This window comes from Pseudonocardia petroleophila, assembly GCF_014235185.1.
Lineage (GTDB): Bacteria > Actinomycetota > Actinomycetes > Mycobacteriales > Pseudonocardiaceae > Pseudonocardia > Pseudonocardia petroleophila.
Map to the genome: position 1 here is coordinate 5,291,530 of NZ_CP060131.1, position 25,620 is coordinate 5,317,149.

The following is a 25,620-nucleotide window of genomic DNA, read 5'->3' on the forward strand; positions in this document are numbered from 1 at the left end:
GGGCCGGCGTCGTGACCACCCGCACCCCGGCGGGGTCGACCACCTCCACGACGCGGGGCGGGACCGGCGTGAGCGGCCGCGACCTGCGATCCATCGGGGTGTTCACCGCCGTCGCGTTCGCGCTCTCCTGGCTGCTCGCGCTGCCGCTCTGGTTCGGCGAGGGGCTCGCCTCCCCGTGGTTCCCGCTGGTGTCCGTCTCCGTCATGGCGACCCCCGCCGTCGCCGCTCTCGTCGTCGTGTTCGTCGTGGAACGGCCGCGGCACCGGGCGAGGACGCTCGGGCTGTGGCCGTTGACGCCGGTCCGGAGGCTGCTCGGCTTCGCCGCACTGGGGATCGTCGTGCCCATCGCGCTCGTCCTGGTGGCGCTCCCGATCGGTGCACTGCTCGGCGTCTACCCGGCCGACGTCGTCGGCTTCTCCGCGTTCCAGCAGCTCCGCGACGAGCAGGCGGCCGCCGCAGGTGCGGGCGGGCTCCCGATCTCGACCGGTGCGCTCGTCGCCCTCCAGCTCGCCGTACTCCCGGTGGCGGCCGTCATCAACCTCGTACCGGCCCTCGGGGAGGAGCTGGGCTGGCGGGGCTGGTTGCTCCCGAAGCTGATGCCGCTCGGCCCGGTGCCGGCGATCCTGGTCTCCGGCGTGCTGTGGGGCGTGTGGCACGCCCCGCTCGTCCTCCTCGGGTACAACTACCCGACCGCGCCGGGCTGGCTCGGCGTGACCGCGATGGTCGGCACCTGCATCCTGCTCGGAGCGGTCTTCGGCTGGCTCCGGCTCCGGTCGGGTTCGGTGTGGCCCGCCGCCCTCGCCCACGCCTCGATCAACGGGGCGGCCGGGAGCTCCCTGCTCTTCGCCGCCGCAGGCGAGCCCGTCGACACCACGCAGGCCACGATCCTCGGCTGGAGCGGGTGGATCGTGCCGTTCGCCCTCGTCGCGGTCCTCGTCGCGACCGGGCGGTTCGCTCCGGCCGAGCCCTCGTCCGCCCCGCAGCCGGGGACGGCGTCGCCGCACCCCTGACGCGGGCGGGCAGCGATCCGTCCCGCACGCACGTCCGCGGCGCAACGGGGTGGAACAACGGGCGCGGAGGCCCCGTTGGTCGGGAGGTCGTCACGACCCATCGGGTCGTCGCAGCGAAGGAGAGCCGCATGCCGACCCCCGACGTCCCGCTGGAGAAGCTCGGCTTCCTGACCATCGGGCTGTTCGACGGCGCCGACCCGGCGCCGGGGCACGAGAACGTGCTGCAGGTCATCGAGCTCGGCGAGCAGCTCGGGTTCGACAGCGTCTACCTCCGCCACCGGCACTTCCAGACCGGCATCTCCTCGCCCGTCGCGATCATGGCGGCGGCCTCGCAACGCACCCACCGCATCGCGATGGGCACGGCGGTGACCCCGCTGGGATGGGAGAACCCGCTGCGCACGGCCGAGGACCTCGCCACCGTCGACATCCTGTCGGGCGGGCGGGTGGAACCCGGCTTCTCCGTCGGCCCGCCGACCCACTGGGACGACGTCAAGCAGGCGCTCTACCCCGACACCGCCGACGCCGAGGACCTCTCCTTCGAACGGGTCGCGCGGCTGCTGCGCATGATCAGGGGTGAGGCCGTCAGCACCTTCTCCGGCACCGCGGGCTTCGAGCAGTTCTCCGCACGCGTGGAACCGCACTCCCCCGGTCTCGCCGACCGCGTCTGGTACGGCTCGGGAAGCGGTCGCTCCACCCGATGGGCCGCCGAACAGGGGCTCAACCTGCTGACCAGCAACATCACCAAGCCCGAGCCGTCCGATCTCGAGGCCGACGGCCGCTGGGACTTCGCCGCCATCCAGCAGCGCCAGATCCGGCTGTTCAAGCAGCACCACCCCCTCGGTGACGCCGCCCGGGTCTCGCAGGGCCTCGTCGTGATCCCCACCGACACCGCGACCAGCGAGCAGAAGGCCAAGTACCGGGCCTACGTCGACGCGCGCACGCCCCGGACCAGCGCACCGATGGGCCCGCCCGGCCCGGGCCTGCTCGCCGCGCCCGACATCCTCGGGACGTCGCAGGAGATCGCCGAGAGGCTGTACGCCGACGCCGCGTTCCGCGAGGTCCGCGAGGTCGTGTTCGCGTTGCCGTTCAGCTTCGAGCACGCCGACTACGTCCAGATCCTGACCGACACGGCGACCTCGCTCGGACCGCTCCTGGGCTGGAAGCCGCCGGTCTGAACCGGGCCCCGGTCAGGTCGCCGTGCGTGGCGTGCTGGCCGACGTCGAGGAACGCCCCCGTTCCGCACCCGCCGGCGCGATCAGCAGGCGGGCGAGCGGCGAACGCCCCGTGTCGGTCCCCCTGGACAAGTGCGTGACCGCTCGTTGTCCGACGGGGACAACGGTCCGGGCGCGTCCCCGACCTAGCCTGGGGCCCTGTCACCGTGCCACGAGGGAGTCGCGATGTCCGGTCCGGGTGGGGCTCTCGGCATGATCGAGACCAAGGGACTCGTCGGGGCGCTCGAGGCGGCCGACGCAATGGTCAAGTCCGCGAACGTCGAGATCGAGGGCTACCGCACACTGCGCAACGGGCAGGTCTCGATCCTGGTCCGGGGCGACGTCGGCGCCGTGCAGGCAGCCGTCGACGCCGGCTCGGCCGCCGCGGCCGCGGTCGGGGAGCTCTACGTCGCCCGGGTCATCCCCCGGCCACACGGAGAGACCGAGACGGTGATCGGCGCCGCCATCACACCGACCTGACCGAGCGCCCCGGCAGGTCGGTGGCGTCGGCGTCGGCATCCGGCTCGTCCACACCGCTCACCTGCAGCAGGCGCAGCGCGAAGTCGGCGCGCATCCGGTCCTCGTGCCGGCTGAGGTCGAGCCCGGTCAGCTGCTTGATCTGCTCCAGCCGGTAGCGCAGCGTCTTGTGGTGGACGAACAGCCGCTCGGCGGCCACGCGCTGGGAGCAGTCGGCGTCGAAGAAGGCGCGCAGCGTGCGGATCAGCGACCCGTCGTTGTCGCGGTCATAGGCGAGCAGCGGCCCGGTGGCCTCCTCGATGAAGGTCTGCAGGTCCGGGTCGTCACCGGAGCCCAGCAGCAGGCGCACGATGCCCAGCTCCTTGACCGACCGATGGGCCGTTCGGATAGAAGTGGTCGGGTGGCTTGTCTCGGCCGGACAACGCCGTCGGAGGTGGGTGCCGCTGCACTCGGGGCACGACGAAGGAGGGTGCCGTGTACGGGCCCGGCGGGGTTCCGACGCAGGCGGCGGCCCGATTCGGTGACGAGGTCGCGCTGATGGCCGCGACCCGGACCATGGGGTTCCACGAGCTGGACGACGAGAGCGAGCGGTCAGGGGATGTGACATCCGTCGGGACCGGTCCGGCTCCACGGGTCGCCGCCATCGAGTCCGTCGGGGGAAGTGATCCACAACCGGCTGACTATCGCCCGAGATCAGGACGCCTGGTGGTGGACGCCGACGGATCCTCTGAGGCTCTGGGCTGCGGGGTGGGTGAGGTGCATGGCCCGCGGAATGCGTGACACGGGGAGGGCTGCAGTCAGATGTCGGCTGACAACACCTCGGACACGACGGATCGGAGCTGAGTGAGGGCATCGTCGTCGTTCCAGGTGGCCGCGGGTTGGCGCCAGGCGATGTAGCCGTCGGGACGGACGAGCAGTGCGCCGGCTTCGTGGATCTCGCGGATCCGGGCCCAGTCGCGGTAGACGTCCTCTGCGCCCTTCTCCCCGATGACGACGGTGCGCAGGAACGGGAGGTCGAGCTTCATCGCGGCACGAACCCAGGAACCGCCGGCCAGGCCGGTGACCAGTGACAGCCTGCCCTTGCCGGTGACGTCGAGGGTGGAGACGCGTTGTCCTTCTGCGCCGAGGAGCCACGCGTGGGGCAGCTTGGCCCCTGGACGGGTGGTGGCCTGGAGGTGGAGCTGGGGGTCGCGGACGAACTCCTCCTCCCCCACGGATTCGTCGGGGAGCACGGCGGTGGAGGTGTAGCGCTGGTTGAGCTCGACGCCCTGGGCGTTGAACTCGTAGTTCTTGAGTTCGAGCGCCGCGGTCAGCGCCTCGCGCACGGCGACGCCGTCCGGGCCGGGGTCGCGGAGCTTGGCCAGGCCGGCGGCGACGGGGTCGGCCTCGCCGGTGGTGCGGAAGCACTCGTTGAGCGGGGCGTAGTCGACGCGGGACTGGTTGGCCCTGGCGACGACCTGCTTGCCGACGGGCATGCGCTCGTCGGAGTAGGTCTCCAGCAGCTGGGGGCCGGCGTGGCCGTGGATGACGAAGGCGAGTTTCCAGGCGAGGTTGAACGCGTCCTGGATGGAGGTGTTGGAGCCCAACCCGGACGACGGAGGGTGGCGGTGCACGGCGTCGCCGCCGCAGAACACGCGACCCTTCGAGTACTTCGTGGCATGGGCCTGGTTGACGAACCAGCTCGAGCAGGACTCGATCTCGATCTCCAGGTCCGGGTCGCCGACGTAGCCGCGGATCCGGGCTCTGACCGACTCCGGGTCGAAGTCCGGGGCCGGGCCGGACAGGTCGTAGCCCCAACCGGCGATCCAGGTGTGCCACGGCCGGATCGCGCGCAGCAGACCCATCCCGATCTCGCCGAAGTTCGCGCTGGGAGTCATCAGCCAGTGCAGGATCGACGGGCGGTGCTCGACGAACCGGCTCAGGTCGGCACGGAAGAGCACGTAGGCGGTGGCGGCGCGGGCGAGCTCGCCCTCCAGCGGCAGCTCCAGCTCGTCGACGACCTGGGACTTCGCGCCGTCCGCGCCGATCATGTAGCGAGCGCGCACGGTGTGCTCGCGGCCGGTCACCAGGTCCTTGAGGCGGGCGGTGACGCCGGCGTCGTCCTGGGTGTGGCCCAGGTACTCGGTGTTGAACCCGAACGTCGCCCCGCGCGCGGCGGCGTTGCTGACCAGGACCGGTTCCAGGTAGGGCTGCGGGATGTCCAGCAGCGGGCAGGGGCTGCCCTTGATGTAGTCACCGATGCGGTCGTCCCCGGTTCCCCAGGTACGTAGCCGTGCGATCTCGTCGCCGGCGAGGCTGGTGGTGAACAGGGTGTCGCCCATCTGCTCCCACGGGGTGGCGTGCTTGGTGGCCTCGGCTTCGACGCCGAGGTCGCGCAGGACCTCGACGGTGCGCTGGTTGGTGATGTGCGCGCGGGGGGTGTTGGCCAACCAGTTCCAGCGAGTCACCGCGTGCGCGCGAACGCCGTAGGTGGCCAGGGCGAGCGCGGCGGCGCCTCCGGTCGGTCCGGTGCCGATGATGAGGACGTCGGTGTCGAACCCGGTTCCCGGCCCGGAGGTGGAGTCCGATGTCGGGCTGGGCGCGACCTCCGGTGGGTTCACGACTGCTCCCTGAGGAACTCCAGCGCGAGGGCGTTGAACTTCTCGCGCTGCTCCCACTGGGGCCAGTGCCCGGCCCCGGTGATCAGCTCGAACCGCCCGTCGGTGATCTTCTCGGCCATCTCCAGGCCGGCTCCTGCCGGGCCGGACGGGTCGTCGCTGGTCCAGATCACCAGCGCCGGGCCGGGCACGGCGGCCAGGTCGGCGTCGGTGACCATGTTCCTGCGCCGGACATCCGCGTCCTGCAGGCACAGGATGTGGCGCATCGAGTCGGCAAACCCGGGCCGGGAGTAGATCGCCTGCCGAATGGCGACGAGCTCGTCGGTGACGGTCGCCGGGTCGGCCATGAGCCACTGCAGTCGGGCACGGATCCGCGCGTCGGAGGGATCGTCGGCGGCGGCCTGGGACAGCCCGCGGATCCTGTCCATGACCTCTGGGCTGGCCATCGTGCCGCCGGGGGTGTTGAGGATCAGCTTCCCGGTGCGTTCCGGGTGGGCGGCGGCGAACTTGATCGCGACCCACCCGCCGAGGGACTCCCCGTTGAGGTGCGCCTTCTCGATCCCGAACGCGTCGAGCAGGCCGGTGAGGTGCTCGACGTAGGTGTCGAGTTCCAGGTCCGCCGTGGCGTGGGTGGTGTAGCCGTGGCCGGGGTAGTCGTAGGCGATCACGTGGAAGTGCTCGGCCAGCGCGGCGACGTTGTGGGCGTAGGCCTCCAGATGCCCACCCGTGCCCGGCATCAGGACCAGCGGATCACCGCGTCCGGCTTCGAGGACCCGGGTGCGCCACGTCGTTCCCGCTTGAGTCCCGACCTCGACGTAGTGGACGCGGTGCTCGACCGCGCCGAGGGCGACCCACACCGGGGTGTCCTCGCGCTGGATGACGGACCCCGGATCGGTCTGTGCACCGCTCATGCGTTGGCCTCCGCGGGCGCGGCGAGCCCGGCGAGCAGGTCGTCCGTGGTGACGATCTCGGCGAGCAGCCCCAGCGAGCCCAGCGACGCCTCGTGCGCCTCGGGGGAGCCGGCCGAGCAGGCGTCGGAGACAACGACGGTGCGGTAGCCCAGGTCCGATGCGGCGCGGGCGGTGCCCTCGACCGAGGCGTTGGTGGCGACCCCGATGAACACGACGGTGTCGATTCCGGCGCGGCGCAGGGTGGCGTCCAGGTCGCTGCCCTGGAAGCCGCCGACGCGGGTGTGGGTGACGACGTGGTCCCCGTCGCGGGGAGCCACCTCGGCGGTGATGTCGGCGCCCGGGGTGCCGTCCTCCAGGCACTTCGCCTGGGCCACCATCCCCAGCAGCGGGGAGTTCGGGTTCAGGTCGCCGTGGCCGGGCTGGAACGCCACGCGGGTGTGGACGACGGTGGCGCCGGCGGCGCGGGCGCCGTCGAGCAGCCGCGTCGCGGTGTCCAGGACGCCGGTGCGCTCGACCTCGGCGCGGAAGAACCCGGCGAAGGCGCCGGCCGGGCCGACGATGTCGTTCTGGAAGTGCACCGCGACGACGGCGGTGCGGGCGGGGTCGAAGCTCATGGGAGGACCTCCGGATCAGGCGCGGGCGAGGATGGACGAGCCGATGTCGGCGATGTCGCGATCGGCGGTGAAGGGGTTGGACAGGAAGACGCTGACCATGTCGCAGCCGGCCTCGCGCATGAGCTGGGTCTTCTCCAGCAGGTCGTCGGGGCTGCCGTAGAGGCACCAGTAGTCGACGAGCTCCTTGGTGATCAGCGGGCGGTGCACCGGGTCCAGGCCGCGCAGGTACTTCGCCCAGACGTCCAGGTAGTGCGGGGCGTCCGCGGCGGTGGGGTCACCGAGGTACGCCATCGCGGCGTCGGTGGAGGCCTTCACGATGCCCTCGCCGAGCTCGTCGACGTGGCCGTTCATGAACCCGGCGTTGGTCAGGCACGAGCTGATCGGGCCCGAGCCGAACCCGTTGTCGATCCCGTCCTCCCAGGTCTCGCCGTTGCGGAGCTGGTAGAACCACGACAGGGCGACGAGCTTGACCGCGCCGGGCGGGCGTCCCGCCTCGGCGACGGCCTTGTCCAGCTCGCGGCGGACCACGCCGATCATCTCGGGGTTCGGCCCGAGGCAGTAGGTCATGTAGTCGGCGTGCTTGGCCGCGACCGCGAACCCCTTCGGCCCGCCGGCGGACATCCACACGTCGATCGGGTCGTCGAGGTTGTACCAGAGCCCGCCCTTGTCCAGGAACTCGATCTCCCGCTGCTGGCCGAGCCAGTTCTGGGTGACCCGCTCCCCGGCGAGCAGGCCGCGGGTGACGTCGAGGGCGGTGTCGAGCTCGGCGACCTTCGCGGGGCGACTGCCCATGGAGCGCAGCGCGTTGTTCGCCGTCCCGATCCCCAGGAACGTGCGGCCGGGGGCGAGCGAGTTGAGGGTGGCGATCGAGTTCGCCGTGACCGGCGGGATCCGGGTCAGCGGGTTCGTCACCCACGTCCCCAGCTGGATCGTCGAGGTCTCGCGGGCCGCCAGCGCCAGGTACTGGTAGGGGTCGCTGAACAGCAGCGGCCCCTCCCCCACACCGAAGTGGCTCGCGCCGACGTCCTCGGCCTGCTTCGCCCAGCCGACCTTGTCGATCTTCGCGCAACTGCCGATGCAGAACTCCATGACTGCTCCCTGATGGGTTCCTGAGAGGTGGGTCAGACGGTGCGTGCGGTGGTGACGCCGAAGCCGGCGATCCACTCCGGGATGGGGCGGTAGAAGGAGGACCGGACCTCGTAGGGACCCGCGGTGGACAGCGCGGCGTAGGCAGCGATCCAGGTGCGAACCTCGTGGCTGGAGTGACCGCCCTGCTCGACGAACTCCGCGTTCGTCCAGCGGTCGATCTGGGCGAAGTCCCCGGCGGCGAGCAGCGCCATCAGGCGCTGGTCCCAGGCCGGGTTGAGCGGCGCGATCGTGGCCGTGCCGGCGGCGAACGCGCGTCCGGCCGCGTAGACCCGCTGCTCGTGCTCGGCCCGCTGCGCCGCGGTCGGGTGGCGCCCGGCGATCAGCCTCTCGGCCACCTGCGGCGAGGCGCTCTCCAGCTGTGGCACCGGCGGGTCATGCGACAACCCACCCGACCCGACGACCAGGACACGGCGATCCAGGGCCGCGGCCGCCCGGCCGAGCGCCTCGCCGAGCTGCCGGACCCGCGATACCGGACCCAGCGGTTCGGCGACCGAGTTGATGAACACCGGCACCACCGGCACCGCGTCCAGGCCGCCGAACAGGATCTCCAGCGGCTGCGCCAGACCGTGGTCGACGAACATCCGCTCCGAGTACGCCAGGTCCAGCCCCTCGGCCAGCACATGCCGGACCAGCGCGTACGCCGCGTCCCGGTCCACCGACAGCGGACCCTCCGCGGTGCGGTAGTCCCCCACCGAGGTCGCGCCGGTGCCCAGGCAGAACGGGGGCATCATGTCGTAGAAGAAGCCGTTGTAGTGGTCCGGCCCCAGCAGCAGCACCAGCTCTGGGGCGAACTCCGCGATGAACGCCCGCGCTTGCGCGAACGCCGCGTCGACCGCGGCGGCGACCTCGGGAGCGGGGTCGTTCTCCCCCATCAGGGGCGAGTGCGACAACGTGCACACGGCCAACGCCATCAGTGGCTCTCCGTCTCGTTCTACTACTGTCCGTAGCTGACATGCTAGCGTGCTGGCAGCACAGTAGGTCGTGGGTCACAACATCGCAAGGGACGGTTCTCGTGGATCCGGTGTCGTCTGACGCGGTGAGCGGCCACGGCTACCCTCGGTTGGTGACCCGCCCCCAGCCCGTTCGCCTCGACCGGGCCACGAGCCGGCTCAACCACGCCGTCTACGACCAGCTCAAGGAACGCCTGCTCGACGGCGTCTACGCGGCAGGCGAACAGCTCTCGACCGAGCGGCTACGCCTTGAGTTCGGCGTCAGCAAGCAGCCGGTGATGGAGGCCATGCGGCGCCTCTCCGGCGACGGGCTGATCGACATCTACCCGCAGGTCGGATCCCGGGTCGCGATCTACCCGCCGCAGGAGGTCGGGGACTTCTTCGTCATGTTCGGTGGCTTCGAAGGCACCATCGCTGGCATCGCGGCCACCCGCCGCACCCCCGAGCAGCTCGCCGACATGGACGCGATCTCCCGCCAGATCGACCAGCTCCGCTCCGAGGACGACCCCGCCACCCGCGCGCGGGGCTATCGACTGCTCAACCGCCGCTTCCACGAGGCCATCCACCTCATGGCCCACTCCCGCGTCATGGCCCAGACCAGCAGCCGCATGTGGGACCTCTCCGACTTCCTGATCAACACCACGGGCACCTCCAACCCGCTCAGCGCCGCACTCGACGGACGACACGACGACCACGAACGCATCCGCGCAGCGCTGCACGACGGCGACCAGGCCGCCGCACGCAAGGAGATGGAGCACCACATCGTCGGCACCGTGGACGTCATCCGCGAGCACGAGGAATGACACCTGACAACAGAACGACCACGGGTCGACCACGACCGAATCCGCCTCGACACCCCGAGGGATGAACAGCGGCGGAGATCGACATCTGAGGGCCCGATAGAGGGACGATCGACCCGCACGTGCCCGGTGATCAATGGAGGGCGACGGACCCCGACAGGTCGCTGAGCAGCGCAAACTAGTTCGGAACGCCTGCAGCGGTCAACGCCCGCGGCGACGGGCGGTGGGTCCGGAGGTGCTGGAGCCGGCGCGCGGCATCACCCGCGGTGGGACGCGTCCCGGCCGGGACCCACCACAGAGCCGTCGAGGGCTGCCGGGTCGTGGTGAACCACCGGGAGCGGTTCCGCACGAACCCGCCGTGCCCGCTGCGGTAGACGAACCCGTGCCGCGCCGCGTAGTCCTCCCAGAGCGAGAGGTTGAGGAACGCCGGCCCCCCGTCAACGGTGACGACGACCAGGCCGTGGTCGGCGCCGGTGCCCAGCCGCCACACGAACCCGAGACCGGCCTCGGCGAGCCGGTGGATCCCGTCGAGCGCGTCGACGAAGCCCCTCATCGACGGATCGTCGAGTAGCGCGCGCAACCGCGCGAGGTTGACCTGCGCGAGCTCACTCACGGCGATCGAGGATACGGGTGGCGAGGGCCGCAGGACCGTCGGCGCAGCGGCGCCGACGCAGTGTCCGAGGCTCTCCCCTGTCGGCGGATCAGCGCCTGGGCCCGTCGGGCTCCCGCACCTCGTCCACGAGTCCCAGGCGCAGAGCCGTCTGCGCGTCGACCGTCGTACCGCGCAGAGCCAGGTGAAGGGTCCGCCAGCGCCCGATCCGGCGCGGGATGCTCACCGTTCCGCCGGCGCCGGGAATCAGCCCCATCCCCACTTCCGGGAGACGGAACGTGGCGTCCGGCCGGGCGACGATCCGGCCGGCGAACGCCGGCAGCTCGATCCCCGCCCCGACGCAGGCGCCGTGCACCCAGGCCTCCGTCCGGGCTGCGAGGAGGTGCAGCGGGCGGGCAGGCCCGCCCCGGGTGCGCACCAGGTGCGCGGTGACCGGATCCGGCGTGGTGCCGAACTCGTCGAGGTCGCCGCCCGCGCAGAACGCCGGGCCGGCCCCGTCGAGCACGATGCGGGTGACCGTCTCGTCCATCAGCGGGACCTGCAGCGTTCGTGGTCGAGGCCACCCACCGCTTGAGGTTCTCGCGGGTCATGTCGGCCGGCTGAGCCCGGCCGACCGAGGCCCGCAGCCACTCGCAGAACTGGGTGATGGAGAGCTCGTGGTCGCGGATCGTCAGCGAGTGAGTGCCGAGCCGGTGCTCCGGTCAGCCCGCCACCGCCTCCACACGCAGTGTGCGCTGCAGGAATGCGACCTGAGCGTCCACGGAACGCTGGAACATCTCGCCTGAGTAGATGTCGAAGTGGCCCGAGGGCAGCTCCAGGATCTCCGAGCCCGCCCCGGCCTTCGCGGCCACCGCGCGCACGGCCGACGGCGGCGCGATGTTGTCGTCGGCCGCCACCACCAGGAAGATCGGCGCCCGCAGCTTCGACGCCGCCGTGACCGGGCGGTTGAGCGGGATGAGCAGCGCGCCGCGGGCGCACATCTCGTTGCGGAACGTCGGGCCCATGATCGAGCGGTACCCGGTCTCGGCGCCGTCGGCGGTGATGGCGGCGAGCGAGCCGGGCGGGCCGACGACCGGGATGAGGTGCGGCTCGCGCCCCAGCAGGGATCCGACGATGTCGCGCAGCGCGTGCCCGGTCAGCTTGAGCAGCTGCCCGACGCCCGCGTACCGGCCGATCTCCAGCAGCGCGGCGAGGCCGTCCATCGCCGCACCCTGCGAGATCACGGCCGCCACCTGGCCGTCCTTGGCCGCCACCGGCACCACGTGCCCGCCGGAGTAGGAGCTGCCCCAGAGCACGATGCGGTCGGCGTCGACGCCGGCGAGGCCCCGGGCGTGGGCGATGGCCGCGTGGTAGTCCTCGCGGTGCCGCACGTGCCAGACGTTCTGGCGCGGGGTGCCGTCGGAGGTGCCGTAGCCGCGGTAGTCGAAGACGAGGACGTCGGCCCCGGCGGCGGCGAAGCGCTCCGCGAACGGCAGCAGCCCGGCGTCCCTCGTGGCCCCGAACCCGTGCCCCATCACCACGCACGGGCGGCCGCGGGAGCCGGTGAGGGCGTCGGAGGTGGCCTCCAGGTACCACGCGGCGCACCGCGTGCCGTGGCTGTCGAACCCGGTCTCGCTGACCATTCCCGCTCCCTCGTGTCCCTGTGGCGCCCACCACACCTTCGCTGGGGGGAGGCTATCGGTTCGCGCACTACGGTGATCGCTGTTCACCGCCGAACCCGAGGAGTCCCCCGTGTCGATCCCCACCGACGAAGACCGCAGCCTGCTCACCGTGGTCGCCACGATGCGCGCCCAGCCGGGCAAGGAGGAGGAGCTCCAGGCCCTGCTCGAGGGCCTCATCGAGCCCACCCGCGCCGAGGCCGACTGCACCACCTACGCGCTGCACCGGGGTTCGCAGGACCCGGCGGTCTTCATCTTCATCGAGCACTGGACCGACCAGGCCGCACTCGACGCCCATCTGGGCACCCCGCACCTGCAGGCCGCCCTGCCGAAGATCCCCGAGCTGCTCGACGGCGAGCTGGTGATCACCACGCTGAACCGCGTCGCCTGAGCGGTCGCCCGGCGGCGGTCAGCTCCCGGTGAGGAAGCTGGCCGTCGTCGGGGTGCCGGACTCGAGGCCGCGCAGCCAGTCGAGGTCTCCGTCGCCGAACACGGCCACCGACCCGGCCAGCAGCCACACCAGCGACGGCACGAACTCCGTCATGAGCACCTGCCGCACCGCGGGGACGTCGGCGGTGGCGGCCTCGCTCTCCAGCACGCCGGTGACGTACCGCGCCCGCGCCGCGTACCGCTTCCCCATCGACGCGGTGATCCACGCGAGCACCTCGTCGACGCGCTCCGGGCGGTCGGCTGCGGACTCGCGGACCAGGCTCAGCAGCCGGATCAGGGTCAGCGTGCCCATCAGCTGCGCGGGGCCGCTGTCGCTCTCGGGGACCGTGCGGGAGTCGACGTCGTAGAGCTGCGCCGCGGCCTGGCGGGCCGGTTCGGGGGCGGGCTCCTCCAGGGTCGCCTCCACCGCGCGGTAGAGCAGGTCCCCGATCGCCTCGGCGGCCTGCGCGATCTCCCGGGCTCCACGCTCGTCGGTCATGCGGCCACCCTAGGCAGCCGCCCGGCCCGCCGGTCCCCCCGCCCCTGGCCGGTGCAGGGAGGCGGCACCGCCCCGGACGGCGAGTTTGCCAACGGCGCCCGGCGAGTTCGCCGCTGCTGCCCGGCGGGTTGGCCGCTGCCGCCCGGCGGGTTGGCCGCTGCCGCCCGGCGGGTTGGCCGCTGCCACCCGGCGAGTTGGCCGCTCTCCACCGGAGAGTTTGCTGGTGCTGCCCGGCGAGTTGGCCGACTACCCCCGGCGAGTTCGCCGACGGCGCGCGGCGAGTCGGCCGGCGGCGCACCGACGAGTTGCCCGACCGTGTCGGGGTAGCTCGCGACGATGCGCCACCCGCCTTAGCCAGCGGGACACGGCCGGTCTGCCGACAGAGCCTCCGACCGCCGGTGTCTGAGTCGACCGTCGTGACCTTCCGGGTCTGCTGCACCGGCGCCGACTGCGCGACGGCCGTCGGTGGCGGACGTAGGTGGGCTGCGGTGTCGGCTCGGCCACGGATCCCGCTCCCCGGCCGGATACCGGAAGAGTCGCCTGGTCGGGTGCGTCATGTGACCGTCTGCCGGTCGTGTCGTGGTCTGGCCTACCGAGGCCGGGACGCCAACCGGTCATGCACGGGGTGATCCGGGCGGTGGGGTCGCGGTTCGGGACCACCGGACGTCTCGCCCGACCCGGCCGAGCCTCCGAGCCCGGGTCGGGCACGTCGGTCGGGGACGGCCGCCCACCCCGCCACGTCATCCGGTAGTTCACCTCAGACGACCCGCACCCGACCGGAACCAGCGCACCACGCCGAAGAAGGCCGGGCAGCCCATCATCCAAAGCGCCCAGCCATGCGCCGAACGGTCCCTGAGCTGCGACAATCCACTCACGCTCGAACGCATGTTCTAGTAGAATCAGGGCATGGCCGGCGACACCCTCCGAGACGCGCACCAGCACCTCGCTGCCGCACTCGACGAGCTCGCCGCCGCCACCACCCACGCCTCCGAGAACGACCTGATCTCGCTGCTGACCCTCTGCGAGGGCGTCACCCGGCGGGTCGAGGCGATCTCCAGCGCAGCAGTCGCCGTCCTGGATGACCGAGGCACGTTCCTGTCGCGTGGTTATCCGAGCACCGCTGCCGCGGTGTCGGACCTGCTGTCCTGGGACCAGCGCCAGGCCCGGTCCTTCACCTCCGCGGCCACCGACGTCCACGGCCGCACCACCCTGAGCGGGGAACAGCTCCCGGCCCGGATGCCCGCCACCGCCGCCGCGTTCGGCGAGGGAACGATCGGGTGGCGGCACGTCGAGGTCATCCACCGCGTCCTGGGCACCCGGGCCGCCGAACGGCTCACCACGTCAGCGTGGACCGGCGCAGAGGCGCAGCTCGCCGACTACGCCCTGCAGGCCAAGCCCGGACAGCTCCTCAGCTTCGGCACCTTGCTGATCGACCGGCTCGACCAGGACGGGCCCGAACCCGACGACACCCCGCCACCGGTGAACGAGCTGCGCCTGACCCGCCACCGCGGCGGCGCAGGCGGGTCGATCAAGGGCCGGTTCGAAGACCCCGCCCTCTACGACGCCATCGCCGCGGTCATCGATGCCAAGGCCAAACCGCTGACCGCCGACGACGACCGAACCGCGGCCCAGCGACAGGCCGAAGCACTCGCCGACGTGTGCGGGTACGTCCTCGACCACGGCGACGACCTGCCCGAGACCGGCGGTCGCCGCCCCCACCTCACCGTGATCATCCGACTGGAAGACCTCGAGGCTCGAGCCAGAGGCGCGATGTTGGAGTTCGGCGGCACCATCACCCCCGCCACCCTGCGCACCCTGGCCTGCGACGCCGGAGTCGTCCCCATCGTCATGAACGGCGACAGCCAACCCCTCGACGTCGGCCGGGAGAAGCGGACCATTCCCGACGGGCTCCGCAAGGCCATTACCGTCAGAGACCGCGGCTGCGCGCATCCCGGCTGCGACCGGCCACCGTCGTGGTGCGACGTCCACCATGTGGATCACTGGGGACGTGAGGGACCGACGGAGCTCAACAACCTGGTCATGCTGTGCAAGGCCCACCACCGCCAGATCCACCACTCGGACTGGACCGTCCGGATCCGCGACGGACTACCCGAGTTCGTCCCACCACGATGGATCGACCCGACCGGGTCTCCCCGCCGCAGACCGCTCCCGGTCTGACGATCACCGGTATCAGTACCGCGGCCGCCCGGAGGCCGGATGAGGGTGCTGGAGACGACCGAGGCTCGGGAGCGGTTCCGCCGGAGCCGGACGCCGACCGGACTGACGGTGGAACGCCTGACCGCCACCTGCACCGGCCGGATCCAGGACCACCGCCGAGATCGCGGCCGCCGCCGCACCCGACGACCACCACGACCGGCGGGTGGAGGCGCTGCGCGGGGCCTGCTCCGGATCCCCCGCCCGGTCCGTGCGCGCCGCACCCGGCACCCCGGACGGAGCCGTCGCCTGCGCGCTCGCCACCCACTGGACGCCGCGACGTGACCGGGTCAGTACCCGGGCTCGCAGGCCACCTTCCCGCGCTCGACGGCCGACACGAGCGCGGCGTGGTCGGCCTCGGTCTGGTCGGCGTAGCGGCGGGCGAACGTGCTCAGCGCGCGGTCGAGGTTGTCGCCGCGCCCCACGTACCCGGAGATCATCGACGCGCCGCTGGTGCGGGCGTGTCCCTTGGCCAGCAGGTGCCCCACGACGCCGGCGTAGTCGACGAGCGCGGCGGGGCGGATGCCCTCGAGGTCGATCGAGCCCTTCATGTCGCGGAACTGGCGGACGTAGAACTGCATGTCGCCGACGCTGGTCCAGCCCAGCAGCGGGTCGCTGACGGTCTGCAGCGCCTGCTGGTACTCCACGACCCGCTGGCCCTGGTGCGCGTGCTGCGCCGAGTCGCCGTGCACGTGCCGGGCCAGCACGGACCGCCGTGCCTGCTTGAGCTGCAGGAACACGACGTCGTCGGGTGCGGACCCCTCCAGCAGCGCGACGTAGGCGCGCAGGCCGACGCTGCCGACGCCGACGACCTTGTGCCCGACGTCGAGCAGCGTGTAGCCGCCGAGCACCCGGCGCCAGTGCGGGGCGAGGGTCTGCAGGTAGTCGTCGAGCGCGGCCGCGACGAGATCGGCCTCCGCGCCGGGCAGCCGGGTGATCAGCGGCGGCTCCTCGACGAGCCGGCGCGTGTCCTCGACCTCCTCGGTGAACCGCGGCAGCGCCCGGTCCCCGGTCCGCCGCCGCGCCCGCCGGGCGGCCCGGACGACCTCGGCGCGCAGCGCGCGCGGGCTCTCCTCGGCCAGCCGGTCGACGTCGAGGCGCTCGTAGGACCGCGACAGCAGCGGCATCTCGGCGAGGAACCGCACCTCGTCGCGGTAGGCCGAGACGCAGGTGCGCACGGCGTCGGCGCACTGCTCCTCCGACGCCGACCCGTGCCGTCCGGCCACCCACATGCTCGCGACGAGCCGGCGCAGGTCCCACTCCCACGCGCCGGGGTGGGCCTCGTCGAAGTCGTTGAGGTCGATCACGAGGTCGCGCTCGGGCGAGGCGTAGAAGCCGAAGTTGCCCAGGTGGGCGTCCCCGCAGACGACGGGGGTGATGCCGGTGCGCGGCAGCGCGGCGACGTCGGTGGCCATCACGACGGCGGTGCCGCGCAGGAACCCGTACGGCGACGCGACCATCCGGCCGACCCGGATCGGGACCAGGGACTCCACGCGCCCGACGTGCGACTCGACGATCTGCGCGACCGGGTCCGGGCGCTCGGGGCCGGGCGCCCAGTCGGCGAGCGAGGACCGGGGCACGCGCTTGCGCAGCGCCTTGCCCATCGCGTGGCGCTCGGCGCGCTCCACGGGTCGCTGGCGCAGCGAGGCGTAGGCGGTGCCGTCGGCGTCGGCGAGGACGGTGTGTCCGGGGGCGCGAGTCACCCGCGCAGGGTACTCAGAGGCCGAGGACGACGAGCCCGACCAGGAACAGCGCGACGGTGAGGGTGAACAGGACGCCGACGACGCGGTCGACGGCGGGGACGGCCATCAGGTGCGGGCCCGGGGCGACGGCACGGGAGGACGTGGCGGGGGCGGGTGCGATCACGGTCATGCCTGCTCATCGCCGCAGCGGACTCCGCCATTAGCAGGAGTCATCACTTCTGGTGAGGTCCGGTCCCCCGTGTAACGCCGGGATGGAGCAGGGCGCGACCGGTGACGGCGTCGAACACGTGCGCGCGCCGGGCGTCGACGACGAACTCGACCCGCTCCCCCGTCCGCGGCGGCTCGGCGGTACGGGCGACCAGCCGCGCCCCGTCGGCGTCGCCGGGGACCGCCACCTCCCCGACGACGGTGGCCCGGTGCCCGGTGTGCTCGACGCGCCCCACCGTGACGGGCAGGCGCACCGATCCGGGGTCGGCGCCCGGCCCGGCGACGCCGACCACCTCCGCCCGCAGCCCGAGCACGACCCGCCTCCCCGGGACGAGCCCGGCCGACGGCGGCGCCCACAGCGGCAGGGTGCGCGCCCCGACGGCGAACCCGGCGCGCTCGTCGGCCACGACGACCCGCGCGGGCAGCAGCCCGATCCCCGACTCGGCGACGACGTCGGCCACGAACACGTCGACGGGCCGGTCGTAGACGCGGGTGGGGGTGTCGGTCTGCACGACCTCGCCGTCGCGCAGCACCGCGAGCCGGTCGGCCACCGCCATCGCCTCGGTCCGGTCGTGGGTGACGTAGAGCGCCGCCACCCCGGCCCGCGCCACCGCCGCGGCGATCACGCGCCGGATCCGGGTGCGCTCGACGGGGTCGAGGTGGGCGAGCGGTTCGTCGAACAGGAACGCGTCGGGGTCGCGGACCAGCGCCCGGCCCACACCGACGCGGCCGCCCTCGCCCGGGGAGAGCGTGCGGGCCATCCGGGGCAGCAGCCCGCGCAGCCCGAGGCGGCCCACCTGCTCGTGGCGCTCGCCGCCCGGCGCGGACCGGCCCAGGTGGGCGGCGACGTCGAGGACGGGCAGCAGCGCCGTCTCCTGGAAGACCATCGCGATCCGGCGCTGCGCCGTCGGGACCGCGGTGACGTCGCGCCCGGCCACCAGCACCCGGCCCCGCCGCACCCGTTCCAGACCGGCGACGGCGCGCAGCACCGTCGTCTTCCCCGACCCCGACGGCCCCAGCACCGCCAGCACCTCGCCGGGCCCGGCCAGCAGCGTGACGTCGCGCAGCACCGGGGGCCCGTCGCCGAGGGCGACCGTGACCTCGCGCAGGCCGGTGAGCGGCAGGTCCACGCCCCGACGGTAGGGCATCCGGGGCAGGATCGACCCCATGAACGCCCCCGGTCCCGTCGCCCGCACCGTCGACCGCGTCGCCTCGCGCGCGCTGGGCCTGCCCGGCGCCCGCACGGGCTACACCGTGCGCACCGAGCGGGTCCCCGTCCGCGACGGCGTCGTCCTGCTGGCCACCCACTTCGCGCCCGACACCGCGTACCCGCTCGGCACGGTGCTGGTGCGCACCCCCTACGGCCGCGACTCCCCGCTCGACGTCGTGTCGGCGCGCACGCTCGCCGCCCGCGGCTACCACGTGCTCGTGCAGAGCTGCCGGGGCACGTTCGGGTCGGGCGGGGTGTTCGAACCGATGGTGGACGAGGCCGCCGACGGGCTCGACACCGTCGCGTGGCTGCGCACCCGGGACTGGTTCGACGGCCGCCTCGCCACCATGGGCCTGTCCTACCTGGGCTGGACCCAGTGGGCGCTGATGACCGACCCGCCGCCGGAGCTGAAGGCGTCGGTCGTGGTGGTCGGGCCGCACGACTTCGCCGAGGTCACCCACGGGCGGGGCGCGTTCACGCTCAACGACTTCCTGGGCTGGAGCGCGATGATGACGACGCAGGAGGACGGCGGGCTGGTGCGCCGCACCGTCCGCAGCCTCGCCGGGCGCCGGGCGATGACCCGGGCCTATGCCGGGCTCCCGCTGGTCGACGCCGCCGAACCGGTCCTGCGCGGCGGCGCGGGCTGGTACCGGGGCTGGGCCTCGCACCCCGACCGCACCGACCCGTTCTGGGAGCCGCGCCGCGTCACCGACGCGCTGGAGAAAGCCGCCGCACCGGTGCTGCTCATCGGCGGATGGCAGGACCTGTTCCTCGACCAGACGCTGCACCAGTACGCCGCGCTGCACGACCGCGGCGCCGAGGTCGCGCTCACCGTCGGGCCGTGGACGCACCTGCAGGTCGGGGTCTCGCGCGAGGTGGCGCAGGAGACGCTCGGCTGGCTCGACCAGCACCTCGCCGGCGTGGGTGCCCGCCCCTCCCCCGTGCGCATCCACGTCACGGGCGCCCGCGAGTGGCGGGACCTGCCGGAGTGGCCGCCGCCGACGACCGGGCGGGTGTGGCACGCCGCCGCGGGCGGCGCGCTGCTCCCCGACGGGCCGGAGGTCCCGGCGCCCGCCACCCGCTTCCGCTACGACCCCGCCGACCCGACCCCGACGGTCGGTGGCCGCCTCCTCACCGCGGGCGCCGGCGTGCGCGACAACGCGGCGCTGGAGGCCCGGCCGGACGTCGTCGCGTTCACCGGGGCGCCGCTGGCCGCCGACCTCGAGGTCGTCGGCGAGCCGACCGTGGAGCTGCACCACACCACCGACAACCCGCACGCCGACGTCTTCGTCCGCCTCTGCGACGTCGACGCCCGCGGCCGCTCCCGCAACGTCACCGACGTGCTGCTGCGCCTGGATCCCGACCGCGCGCCGGGCCCGGTCCGCCTGACCCTCGACGCGTGCGCGCACCGCTTCGCCGCCGGGCACCGGCTGCGGCTGCTGGTGGCGGGCGGGTCGCACCCCCGGTTCGCCCGCAACCTCGGCACCGGGGAGCCGGCCGCGGAGTCCTCGCGGATGGTGCCGAGCGTGCACACCGTCGGCGGGGCGCGGCTGACGCTGCCGGTGCCGTCGTGACCCGCGTCCTCGGCGCGGCCGTCCTCGCCCTCGCCTCCGCCGCCTGCTGGTTCGGCTGGCTGGCCTGGGACCGCACCTACCGCGTCGACCCGGCCACCGGCGTCGCGAGCGGACCGTACGAGGCCTGGCAGGTGATCGGCTGCGGGGTGTCCCTGGTGGTGCTGGTGGTGCTGGCGACCGGGCGGCTGCCGTGGTGGACCGTCGTCCCGGTCGTGCCGGTGGCCTTCGCCGCGGCGTGGTCGCTCACCGCGTCGACCTACGACACCAGCGGGCTGTGGCCGGTCGGGGCGCTCGTCGTGCTGGTCGGGACGCTGCTGGCGACCGCGCTCGTCGCCGGGGTGACCGCGGCCGTCCGGCGCCGGGCGCGCGTGCGGGTCAGCCCGTGAGGTGCCGGTAGTTCGCCGGGCGCAGGCGCATGGCGTGCAGCACGACGGGCGGGTCCCCGTCGGCGACGACGACCTCGACCAGGTCGCGGTCGGCGGTGAGCCCGATGTGCAGCACGACCCCGCCGTCCGGCGAGGGCTGCGGGACCGACCGGAGCGGGGCGTCGAGCACCCGGCGCACGTCGTCGGCGGTGAAGCCGTGCTTGCGGGCGCTGCGCGTCAGTCGCACGTGGCCGATCCTACGGCGGCCACCACGGGTGCACGGAACCTCACCGGAGGTAAGAGTTCCGCCGAATGTCCCACATCGCGGTCACACCAGTGGACGATCGACCGGGCCACTCGATACGTTCCGTGACATGGCCTGGTGGAACCGCAAGGACGACCGCGGCAGCTCGGCGCCCCGGCACGGCACCCGCGCCGAGCGGGTCGAGGCGCTCGCCGCCCGCAACGCCGAGGCGGTCGACCGCCTCGCCGACGGCGATCCCGACGACGCCGTGCGCCTGCTGACCACCACCGTGGTGTCCTGCCGCGCGCTGCTGGGCGAGGACCACCCCGACACGCTCGTCGTGGAGGGCAACCTGGCCGTCGCCACCGCGGCCGCCGACCGGCCCCGCGACGCCGTCGACCTGATGCGCACCGCGGTGGACGTCCGCACCCGCCTGCTCGGTCCCGACGACCCCCGCACCGTCGACGCGCGCGACGCCCTGGCCACGGCGTACCGGCTGGCCGGGCGGCACGCGGAGGCCGTCGACCTGGCCGCGCTCGTCGCCGACGTCCGGCGCCGCGACCTCGGCCCCGCCGACGCCCGGACCCTCGCCTCCCGCACGGGGCTGGCCCTCGCGCAGGCGGCGGGCGGGCACACCACCGCCGCCGTCACGGTGCTGGAGTCGGCCCTGCGCGACGCCGACTTCGCCCTGGGCTCGCGGAACCTGCACACGATCACCGTCCGGGCCACGCTCGCCACCTGCCACGCGGTGCTCGGGCGCGTGCCCGAGGCCGTCGCGGAGCTGGAGCGGGCGCTCGCCGACTGCACCGAGCTGCTCGGTCCCGACCACCCCGACACCCGGGCCGTCGCCGCCGACCTCGCCGACGTGCACACCCCGCAGCGCCTCGGCCTCAGCGCCTGACCACCCCCGCAGGGCCCTGATCACTCCCGCAGGGCCGCCAGCAGCTCCGCCTCCAGCCCGACGAACGCGGGCGAGGTGACGGCGCGCGGCCGCGGCAGGTCCACCGCGACCTCGCGCCGCACGCGGGTCGGCCGCGGCCCCAGCACCACCACCCGGTCCGACAGCCGCACCGCCTCGCGGATGTCGTGGGTGATGAGCAGGACGGTCCAGCCGAAGCCGGCGCGCACGTCGTCGAGCCAGGTCTGCAGGTCGGCACGGGTGAGCGAGTCGAGCGCGCCGAACGGCTCGTCGAGCAGCAGGACCGCGCGGTCCTGCACGACCGTGCGCAGCAGCGCCGCGCGCTGCCGCATCCCGCCGGACAGCTCGGCGGGCCGCGCCTGCTCGAACCCGGCCAGCCCGAACGGGCCGAACAGCTCCCCGGCCCGGCGCCGGGCCTCGCGGCGCGGCACGCCCGCCACCTCCAGGCCGAGCGCGGTGTTGTCGAGCACCGTTCGCCAGGGGAACAGCAGGTCCTGCTGGGGCATGTAGGCGAACGGGTCGACGCGGCCGGTGGCGTCCTCCCCGTCGACGACGACGCGCCCGGCGTCCGGCCGGTGCAGGCCGGCGATCACGTCGAACAGCGTCGACTTGCCGCAGCCGCTGGGCCCGATCAGCGACACGAACTCCCCCGGCGCGACGTCGAAGCTGACGCCGTCCAGGACGTCGAGCGCACCGAAGGCGAGGTGGACGTCGTCGACGACCAGCTTGACCTCACCCATCCCGGCTCCAGGGGGCGAGTGCGCGCTGCACCAGGAACGTCAGCGCGAACAGCGCGACGCTCAGCAGCGCCGTCACCACGACGGCGGCGAGCACGAGGTCGGTACGGAAGGAGTTCTTCTGCACGCTCATGAAGATCCCGAGCCCGGCCGTCGCGCCGACGTACTCGGCGAAGATCGCGCCGGTCACCGCGTAGGTGATGCCGATGCGCAGGGACGTGAAGAACCGGGGCATCGCGCCGGGCAGCCGGACGTACCGGAACTGCGCCCAGCGCGACGCCCCCATGCTCCGCAGCAGGCTGGTGGCCTGCCGCGGGGTCGACGCGAACCCCTCGATCAGGCCGACCGTCATGGGGAAGAAGGTGACCAGCGCGATCACGACGACCTTCGGGGCGAGCCCGAACCCGAGCCAGATGATCAGCAGCGGGGCGATCGCGATGATCGGCAGAGTCTGCGAGGCCACCAGCAGCGGGGTCAGCGCGCGGCGCAGCCACGGCGAGAAGTCGACGGCCACCGCGAGCGCCCAGGCCAGCGCCAGTGACACGGTGAACCCGACGGCGGTGGCCTGCAGCGTGGGGACCGTGTTGGCCCACAGCTGCTCGCGGTAGGCCCAGCCCTGCTCGAGCACCCGCAGCGGCGAGGGCAGCACCTGGGGCCGCACCCCGGACACCTCGACCCCGACCTGCCAGGCGACGAGCAGCCCGGCGACGACGAGCAGCGCCGGTCCCGTCCTGCCCACCCCCCGCGGGCCGGGGTCCCGCCGCGCGCGGGCCGGGGTCGCGTCGCGCGCGAGCCGGGTCGTCACGGCGCCAGGTAGTCGTTGGTGAACCACGTGGCGAAGTCCGGGCGCTCGGTGAGCGGGGAGCCGTCCGGCCCCGTCAGCACCCCGGAGTCGACGACGAACCCGGAGTAGCCGCTCCAGCGCTCCAGCGTCTGCGGCCCCACGTCACCGGACTCGTCGCGCAGGTACTCCGCCGCCAGCAGGTCCTGGCTGCGCGTCACCAGCTCCGGCTCGGTGAAGAAGCCCGGGTTCGCGTCCATGAGCAGCTGCGCACCGCGGGCGGGGTCGTCGGCGGCGAGCCGGTAGCCGCGCTGGGCCGCCTGGACGAAGGAGCGGGCGTCGTCGGGGTTCGCCGCGAGCCACGGCGAGTTGCCGATCAGCACGACGCTGTAGGCGTCCGGGAAGCCGTAGTCGGTGTAGGCGAACGTCTTGAGCGGCTCGCCCCGCAGATCGGCCTCGATGCCCTCCCACGCGACGAACGGCTCGGTGAAGTCGACGTCGCCGGAGTACAGGGCCTCGTACGCCGACGTGCCGAGCACGACGGTCTCGAAGTCGCCCGCACCGCCCGCGTCGCGGATGACGGCCTGCATCTTCGGCACCTCGCCGGGCCCGCCGAACCCGCCGTAGACCGCGCCGTCGAGGTCGGCCGGGCTGACGATGTCGGCGCGGTCGGCGCGCACCGCGATCTCGGTGCCCCAGTGCTGCAGCACCGCCATCACCGAGGTGATGTCGGCTCCGGCGGCCTTGGAGAAGGTGAAGGAGTCCTGGAAGGAGATGCCGAACTCCGCGGCGCCGGAGGACACCAGCGTGTCGGGCGAGGTCGAGTTGTAGGGCAGGAACTCGACGTCGAGGCCGGCGTCGGCGAACCACCCCTGCACCTGCGCGACGTAGAGGCCGGTGTGGTTGGTGTTGGGCGTCCAGTCCAGCGCGATCCGGATCGTGCGGTCACCGGATCCGCCGGAGCAGCCGGCCAGGACGAGGCTCAGTGCGGCGAACAGCACGGCGAACAGACGTGTACGGGCCATGACGGTCCTCCCTACGCCGGTGCTAACCGGGTCAGGTTCGAACGGTCGACGGCCGGCCTGCCGCCCTCTCAGCCTCGGATCGTGGGCTCCCGCGGGTCGGACCGGACTCTACGCGACCGGGACCCCTCCCGCCGCCGTCGGTGAGACTGACGACCCCGACCCGACCACCCCGGAGCCTCCCGTGCGCGCCCGCATCCCCGCCGTCGTCCTGCTCGCCGTCGCCCTGCTCACCGCAGTCGCCCTGTCCGCCTGCACCGCCACCTCACGCAGCAGCAGCTGCGTCAACGGTGTGTGCACCGTCTCGCTGAGCGGCGAGCAGACCGTCGAGATCGAGATCGGGTCGTTCGAGCGCGACCTGCGCGTCGCCCCCATCACGCCGGAGTCCGTCACCGTGTCCGCGCGCGGCGACTCCGCCGACCTCACGCCCGGCGAGAGCGCGGAGGTCGGCGGCCTGGTCGTGCGCGTCGACTCGATCGCAGGTCGCGACATCGGCCTGCACGTCGAGCGGGCCTGACCGCCGCCCCGGCCCTCAGACGGCCCCGAGCACCGGCTCGAAGGCCAGCTCGGCCGCCCCGACGAGCTTCGCGTCGCGCCCGAGCGGGCTGGTCTCGATCCGCGTCCCGCCGACGGCTCGGCTCACCAGGCTGCGTTCGTGGACCAGGCCGCGGACGTGGTCGACGACGCCGGGCGGCAGCGCGGTGAACAGGTCACCGAGCACCACCAGCTCCGGCGCCATCATGTTGACGACGGTGACGAGCCCCGTGGCCAGCCACTCCGCGAACTCGTCGAGCGGGCCCGGCACCGGGGCCGTCGCCAGCGACCGCAGCTCGGCGACGACCACGCCGCGCGGGGTCTCCTCGGGCATCCCGAGGGCCCGGCACAGCGCCCGCTCCCCCACCTCGGTCTCCCAGCAGCCCCGCGAGCCGCAGTAGCAGTGCCGGCCGCCCGGACGCACCACGAGGTGCCCGAGCTCGCCGACGTACCCGCGCGTGCCGCGCAGCGGGCGGCCCGCCGAGATCACGCCGCCGCCGACGCCCTTGTCCGCCGAGATGTAGACGAGGTCGGCGACCTCGCGCGCGATCCCCCGCACGTGCTCGGCCAGCGCACCCATCTCGGCGTCGTTGGCCACCTGCACGGGCACCTTGAGCACCGCGGCGAGCCGCGTGCCGAGTGCGATGTCGCGCCACTCGAGGTTGGGCGCCTCGTGCACCCAGCCGTCGTCGCGGCGGACGACGCCGGGCACCGAGATGCCCGCGCCGGCCGGGGTCACCGCCAGCTCCTCGGCGAGCAGCTGCGCCGACTCCGCGACGTGCGTGATCACCTCCCCCGGCGTGCGGGTGGCGCGGCGCAGGTTCCAGCTGTGCCGCCCGATCACCTGCCCGCCGAGTCCGACCATCGACATCGCGACCTGCTCGACGCGGACGTCGACGGCCAGCACCACGGCCGACTCCGCCTGCGGCAGCACCATCAGCGACGGCCGCCCGGCCCCGGTCCGGCGGGCCGGGACGGCCTCGCTGACGACGCCGGACTCCGCGAGCCCGTCGACGACGGCCTTGATCGTGCTCCGGTTGAGCCCCAGCTCCGCGGCCAGGACGGCCCGCGTGCAGGGGCCGTCGACGTGCAGGCGGCGGAGCAGGGCGGCCCGGTTGTGGCGGCGCGCCTCGTCGGGACGCGCCCCCGAGGAGGCGCCACCGTTCTCCCCCGCCCACGCCCGGTTCACCACGCC

General features: G+C 73.5%; 28 protein-coding genes. 10 read left to right on the forward strand and 18 right to left on the reverse strand.

Annotated features, from left to right (window positions below; translation table 11 throughout):
* Positions 1 to 11 precede the first annotated feature (11 nt).
* The 3 genes from H6H00_RS25945 to H6H00_RS25955 all read left to right on the forward strand — a co-directional run bounded on the left by H6H00_RS25945 (position 12) and on the right by H6H00_RS25955 (position 2,701).
* Complete coding sequence (locus H6H00_RS25945) at positions 12 to 1,010, forward strand: CPBP family intramembrane glutamic endopeptidase (RefSeq protein WP_221775671.1); 999 nt, start codon at positions 12 to 14, stop codon at positions 1,008 to 1,010.
* Positions 1,011 to 1,138: 128 nt separating this feature from the next.
* Positions 1,139 to 2,185, forward strand: coding sequence for an LLM class flavin-dependent oxidoreductase (locus tag H6H00_RS25950; protein ID WP_185718274.1), 1,047 nt, complete (start codon positions 1,139 to 1,141; stop codon positions 2,183 to 2,185).
* A gap of 222 nt (positions 2,186 to 2,407) precedes the next feature.
* Complete coding sequence (locus H6H00_RS25955; protein WP_185718275.1) at positions 2,408 to 2,701, forward strand: BMC domain-containing protein; 294 nt, start codon at positions 2,408 to 2,410, stop codon at positions 2,699 to 2,701.
* Here the strand turns inward: H6H00_RS25955 and H6H00_RS25960 are convergent.
* The 6 genes from H6H00_RS25960 to H6H00_RS25985 all read right to left on the reverse strand — a co-directional run bounded on the left by H6H00_RS25960 (position 2,688) and on the right by H6H00_RS25985 (position 8,880).
* On the reverse strand, positions 2,688 to 3,047 hold the full coding sequence (locus H6H00_RS25960; RefSeq protein WP_255425380.1) for a PucR family transcriptional regulator: 360 nt from the start codon (positions 3,045 to 3,047) through the stop codon (positions 2,688 to 2,690). The genes H6H00_RS25955 and H6H00_RS25960 overlap by 14 nt on opposite strands.
* 448 nt (positions 3,048 to 3,495) lie before the next feature.
* Positions 3,496 to 5,298 (reverse strand): FAD-dependent monooxygenase, encoded by a 1,803-nt coding sequence (locus tag H6H00_RS25965; protein ID WP_185718276.1) that lies wholly within the window; start codon positions 5,296 to 5,298, stop codon positions 3,496 to 3,498.
* Positions 5,295 to 6,206, reverse strand: coding sequence for an alpha/beta fold hydrolase (locus tag H6H00_RS25970; RefSeq protein WP_185718277.1), 912 nt, complete (start codon positions 6,204 to 6,206; stop codon positions 5,295 to 5,297). The genes H6H00_RS25965 and H6H00_RS25970 overlap by 4 nt, the downstream gene beginning before the upstream one ends.
* Complete coding sequence (locus H6H00_RS25975; protein ID WP_185718278.1) at positions 6,203 to 6,820, reverse strand: cysteine hydrolase family protein; 618 nt, start codon at positions 6,818 to 6,820, stop codon at positions 6,203 to 6,205. The genes H6H00_RS25970 and H6H00_RS25975 overlap by 4 nt, the downstream gene beginning before the upstream one ends.
* A 15-nt stretch (positions 6,821 to 6,835) precedes the next feature.
* Positions 6,836 to 7,909 carry an LLM class flavin-dependent oxidoreductase gene (locus tag H6H00_RS25980; RefSeq protein ID WP_185718279.1) on the reverse strand — a complete coding sequence of 358 codons (1,074 nt, stop codon included), beginning with the start codon at positions 7,907 to 7,909 and terminating at the stop codon, positions 6,836 to 6,838.
* Between the two features lie 32 nt (positions 7,910 to 7,941).
* Complete coding sequence (locus H6H00_RS25985; RefSeq protein WP_185718280.1) at positions 7,942 to 8,880, reverse strand: 3-carboxyethylcatechol 2,3-dioxygenase; 939 nt, start codon at positions 8,878 to 8,880, stop codon at positions 7,942 to 7,944.
* Positions 8,881 to 9,032: 152 nt separating this feature from the next.
* Here H6H00_RS25985 and H6H00_RS25990 point away from each other — a divergent pair, with 152 nt between their 5' ends.
* Positions 9,033 to 9,722, forward strand: coding sequence for a GntR family transcriptional regulator (locus H6H00_RS25990; protein WP_221775672.1), 690 nt, complete (start codon positions 9,033 to 9,035; stop codon positions 9,720 to 9,722).
* Between the two features lie 175 nt (positions 9,723 to 9,897).
* Here the strand turns inward: H6H00_RS25990 and H6H00_RS25995 are convergent, their stop codons facing one another.
* From H6H00_RS25995 to H6H00_RS26005, 3 genes are all read right to left on the reverse strand, one after another.
* A complete protein-coding gene (locus tag H6H00_RS25995) occupies positions 9,898 to 10,332 on the reverse strand; it encodes a DUF3291 domain-containing protein (protein WP_185718282.1) in 435 nt (144 codons plus the stop codon).
* 88 nt (positions 10,333 to 10,420) lie between these two features.
* Complete coding sequence (locus H6H00_RS26000; RefSeq protein WP_185718283.1) at positions 10,421 to 10,858, reverse strand: enoyl-CoA hydratase/isomerase family protein; 438 nt, start codon at positions 10,856 to 10,858, stop codon at positions 10,421 to 10,423.
* A 172-nt stretch (positions 10,859 to 11,030) separates the two neighbouring features.
* Positions 11,031 to 11,951, reverse strand: a complete 921-nt coding sequence (locus H6H00_RS26005) for an alpha/beta hydrolase (protein WP_185718284.1) — start codon at positions 11,949 to 11,951, stop codon at positions 11,031 to 11,033.
* 109 nt (positions 11,952 to 12,060) lie between these two features.
* Between H6H00_RS26005 and H6H00_RS26010 the strand changes: the two genes are divergently transcribed.
* The gene (locus tag H6H00_RS26010) at positions 12,061 to 12,378 is read left to right on the forward strand and encodes a putative quinol monooxygenase (RefSeq protein WP_185718285.1); all 318 of its coding nucleotides are present in this window, start codon (positions 12,061 to 12,063) and stop codon (positions 12,376 to 12,378) included.
* 18 nt (positions 12,379 to 12,396) lie between these two features.
* Here H6H00_RS26010 and H6H00_RS26015 read toward each other — a convergent pair whose 3' ends face one another.
* Positions 12,397 to 12,915, reverse strand: a complete 519-nt coding sequence (locus H6H00_RS26015; RefSeq protein WP_185718286.1) for a hypothetical protein — start codon at positions 12,913 to 12,915, stop codon at positions 12,397 to 12,399.
* A 906-nt stretch (positions 12,916 to 13,821) separates the two neighbouring features.
* On the opposite strand from H6H00_RS26015, the gene H6H00_RS26020 reads away from it, so the two are divergent.
* The gene (locus H6H00_RS26020) at positions 13,822 to 15,093 is read left to right on the forward strand and encodes an HNH endonuclease signature motif containing protein (protein WP_185718287.1); all 1,272 of its coding nucleotides are present in this window, start codon (positions 13,822 to 13,824) and stop codon (positions 15,091 to 15,093) included.
* A 326-nt stretch (positions 15,094 to 15,419) separates the two neighbouring features.
* Here the strand turns inward: H6H00_RS26020 and H6H00_RS26025 are convergent, their stop codons facing one another.
* The 3 genes from H6H00_RS26025 to H6H00_RS26035 are packed head-to-tail and all read right to left on the reverse strand — an operon-like array spanning position 15,420 to position 18,169.
* Positions 15,420 to 16,832, reverse strand: a complete 1,413-nt coding sequence (locus H6H00_RS26025) for a DUF2252 domain-containing protein (RefSeq protein ID WP_255425381.1) — start codon at positions 16,830 to 16,832, stop codon at positions 15,420 to 15,422.
* Between the two features lie 13 nt (positions 16,833 to 16,845).
* On the reverse strand, positions 16,846 to 17,001 hold the full coding sequence (locus H6H00_RS26030; RefSeq protein WP_185718288.1) for a hypothetical protein: 156 nt from the start codon (positions 16,999 to 17,001) through the stop codon (positions 16,846 to 16,848).
* Positions 17,002 to 17,044: 43 nt separating this feature from the next.
* Positions 17,045 to 18,169 carry an ABC transporter ATP-binding protein gene (locus H6H00_RS26035; RefSeq protein ID WP_185718289.1) on the reverse strand — a complete coding sequence of 375 codons (1,125 nt, stop codon included), beginning with the start codon at positions 18,167 to 18,169 and terminating at the stop codon, positions 17,045 to 17,047.
* Positions 18,170 to 18,206: 37 nt separating this feature from the next.
* Between H6H00_RS26035 and H6H00_RS26040 the strand changes: the two genes are divergently transcribed.
* Both H6H00_RS26040 and H6H00_RS26045 read left to right on the forward strand, forming a co-directional pair.
* The gene (locus tag H6H00_RS26040; RefSeq protein WP_185718290.1) at positions 18,207 to 19,823 is read left to right on the forward strand and encodes a CocE/NonD family hydrolase; all 1,617 of its coding nucleotides are present in this window, start codon (positions 18,207 to 18,209) and stop codon (positions 19,821 to 19,823) included.
* On the forward strand, positions 19,820 to 20,209 hold the full coding sequence (locus H6H00_RS26045; protein WP_185718291.1) for a hypothetical protein: 390 nt from the start codon (positions 19,820 to 19,822) through the stop codon (positions 20,207 to 20,209). Before H6H00_RS26040 ends, H6H00_RS26045 begins: the two co-directional genes overlap by 4 nt.
* Here the strand turns inward: H6H00_RS26045 and H6H00_RS26050 are convergent.
* The gene (locus H6H00_RS26050; RefSeq protein ID WP_185718292.1) at positions 20,199 to 20,435 is read right to left on the reverse strand and encodes a hypothetical protein; all 237 of its coding nucleotides are present in this window, start codon (positions 20,433 to 20,435) and stop codon (positions 20,199 to 20,201) included. The genes H6H00_RS26045 and H6H00_RS26050 overlap by 11 nt on opposite strands.
* A 127-nt stretch (positions 20,436 to 20,562) precedes the next feature.
* Here H6H00_RS26050 and H6H00_RS26055 point away from each other — a divergent pair, with 127 nt between their 5' ends.
* Positions 20,563 to 21,333, forward strand: a complete 771-nt coding sequence (locus tag H6H00_RS26055; protein ID WP_185718293.1) for a tetratricopeptide repeat protein — start codon at positions 20,563 to 20,565, stop codon at positions 21,331 to 21,333.
* A gap of 20 nt (positions 21,334 to 21,353) precedes the next feature.
* Here H6H00_RS26055 and H6H00_RS26060 read toward each other — a convergent pair whose 3' ends face one another.
* From H6H00_RS26060 to H6H00_RS26070, 3 genes are read right to left on the reverse strand one after another with little or no spacing between them, the layout of a single operon-like run.
* Entirely contained in the window at positions 21,354 to 22,091 is a 738-nt protein-coding gene (locus H6H00_RS26060) for an ABC transporter ATP-binding protein (protein WP_185718294.1), read from the reverse strand.
* Positions 22,084 to 22,893 carry an ABC transporter permease gene (locus H6H00_RS26065; RefSeq protein WP_185718295.1) on the reverse strand — a complete coding sequence of 270 codons (810 nt, stop codon included), beginning with the start codon at positions 22,891 to 22,893 and terminating at the stop codon, positions 22,084 to 22,086. The genes H6H00_RS26060 and H6H00_RS26065 overlap by 8 nt, the downstream gene beginning before the upstream one ends.
* Entirely contained in the window at positions 22,890 to 23,894 is a 1,005-nt protein-coding gene (locus H6H00_RS26070) for an ABC transporter substrate-binding protein (RefSeq protein WP_185718296.1), read from the reverse strand. The genes H6H00_RS26065 and H6H00_RS26070 overlap by 4 nt, the downstream gene beginning before the upstream one ends.
* Positions 23,895 to 24,075: 181 nt before the next feature.
* Here H6H00_RS26070 and H6H00_RS26075 point away from each other — a divergent pair, with 181 nt between their 5' ends.
* On the forward strand, positions 24,076 to 24,408 hold the full coding sequence (locus H6H00_RS26075; protein WP_185718297.1) for a hypothetical protein: 333 nt from the start codon (positions 24,076 to 24,078) through the stop codon (positions 24,406 to 24,408).
* A gap of 15 nt (positions 24,409 to 24,423) precedes the next feature.
* Here H6H00_RS26075 and H6H00_RS26080 read toward each other — a convergent pair whose 3' ends face one another.
* Complete coding sequence (locus H6H00_RS26080) at positions 24,424 to 25,614, reverse strand: ROK family protein (RefSeq protein ID WP_185718298.1); 1,191 nt, start codon at positions 25,612 to 25,614, stop codon at positions 24,424 to 24,426.
* Between the last annotated feature and the right edge of the window lie 6 nt (positions 25,615 to 25,620).

What these genes read in the sequence shown, in the direction of transcription:
- H6H00_RS25950 (WP_185718274.1), top strand. Translation starts at nt 1,139, where the DNA reads ATGCCGACCCCCGACGTCCCGCTGGAGAAGCTCGGCTTCCTGACCATC.
- H6H00_RS25955 (WP_185718275.1), top strand. Translation starts at nt 2,408, where the DNA reads ATGTCCGGTCCGGGTGGGGCTCTCGGCATGATCGAGACCAAGGGACTC.
- H6H00_RS25970 (WP_185718277.1), bottom strand. Translation starts at nt 6,206, where the DNA reads ATGAGCGGTGCACAGACCGATCCGGGGTCCGTCATCCAGCGCGAGGAC.
- H6H00_RS25975 (WP_185718278.1), bottom strand. Translation starts at nt 6,820, where the DNA reads ATGAGCTTCGACCCCGCCCGCACCGCCGTCGTCGCGGTGCACTTCCAG.
- H6H00_RS25980 (WP_185718279.1), bottom strand. Translation starts at nt 7,909, where the DNA reads ATGGAGTTCTGCATCGGCAGTTGCGCGAAGATCGACAAGGTCGGCTGG.
- H6H00_RS25985 (WP_185718280.1), bottom strand. Translation starts at nt 8,880, where the DNA reads ATGGCGTTGGCCGTGTGCACGTTGTCGCACTCGCCCCTGATGGGGGAG.
- H6H00_RS26000 (WP_185718283.1), bottom strand. Translation starts at nt 10,858, where the DNA reads ATGGACGAGACGGTCACCCGCATCGTGCTCGACGGGGCCGGCCCGGCG.
- H6H00_RS26005 (WP_185718284.1), bottom strand. Translation starts at nt 11,951, where the DNA reads ATGGTCAGCGAGACCGGGTTCGACAGCCACGGCACGCGGTGCGCCGCG.
- H6H00_RS26015 (WP_185718286.1), bottom strand. Translation starts at nt 12,915, where the DNA reads ATGACCGACGAGCGTGGAGCCCGGGAGATCGCGCAGGCCGCCGAGGCG.
- H6H00_RS26020 (WP_185718287.1), top strand. Translation starts at nt 13,822, where the DNA reads ATGGCCGGCGACACCCTCCGAGACGCGCACCAGCACCTCGCTGCCGCA.
- H6H00_RS26030 (WP_185718288.1), bottom strand. Translation starts at nt 17,001, where the DNA reads ATGACCGTGATCGCACCCGCCCCCGCCACGTCCTCCCGTGCCGTCGCC.
- H6H00_RS26040 (WP_185718290.1), top strand. Translation starts at nt 18,207, where the DNA reads ATGAACGCCCCCGGTCCCGTCGCCCGCACCGTCGACCGCGTCGCCTCG.
- H6H00_RS26055 (WP_185718293.1), top strand. Translation starts at nt 20,563, where the DNA reads ATGGCCTGGTGGAACCGCAAGGACGACCGCGGCAGCTCGGCGCCCCGG.
- H6H00_RS26060 (WP_185718294.1), bottom strand. Translation starts at nt 22,091, where the DNA reads ATGGGTGAGGTCAAGCTGGTCGTCGACGACGTCCACCTCGCCTTCGGT.
- H6H00_RS26070 (WP_185718296.1), bottom strand. Translation starts at nt 23,894, where the DNA reads ATGGCCCGTACACGTCTGTTCGCCGTGCTGTTCGCCGCACTGAGCCTC.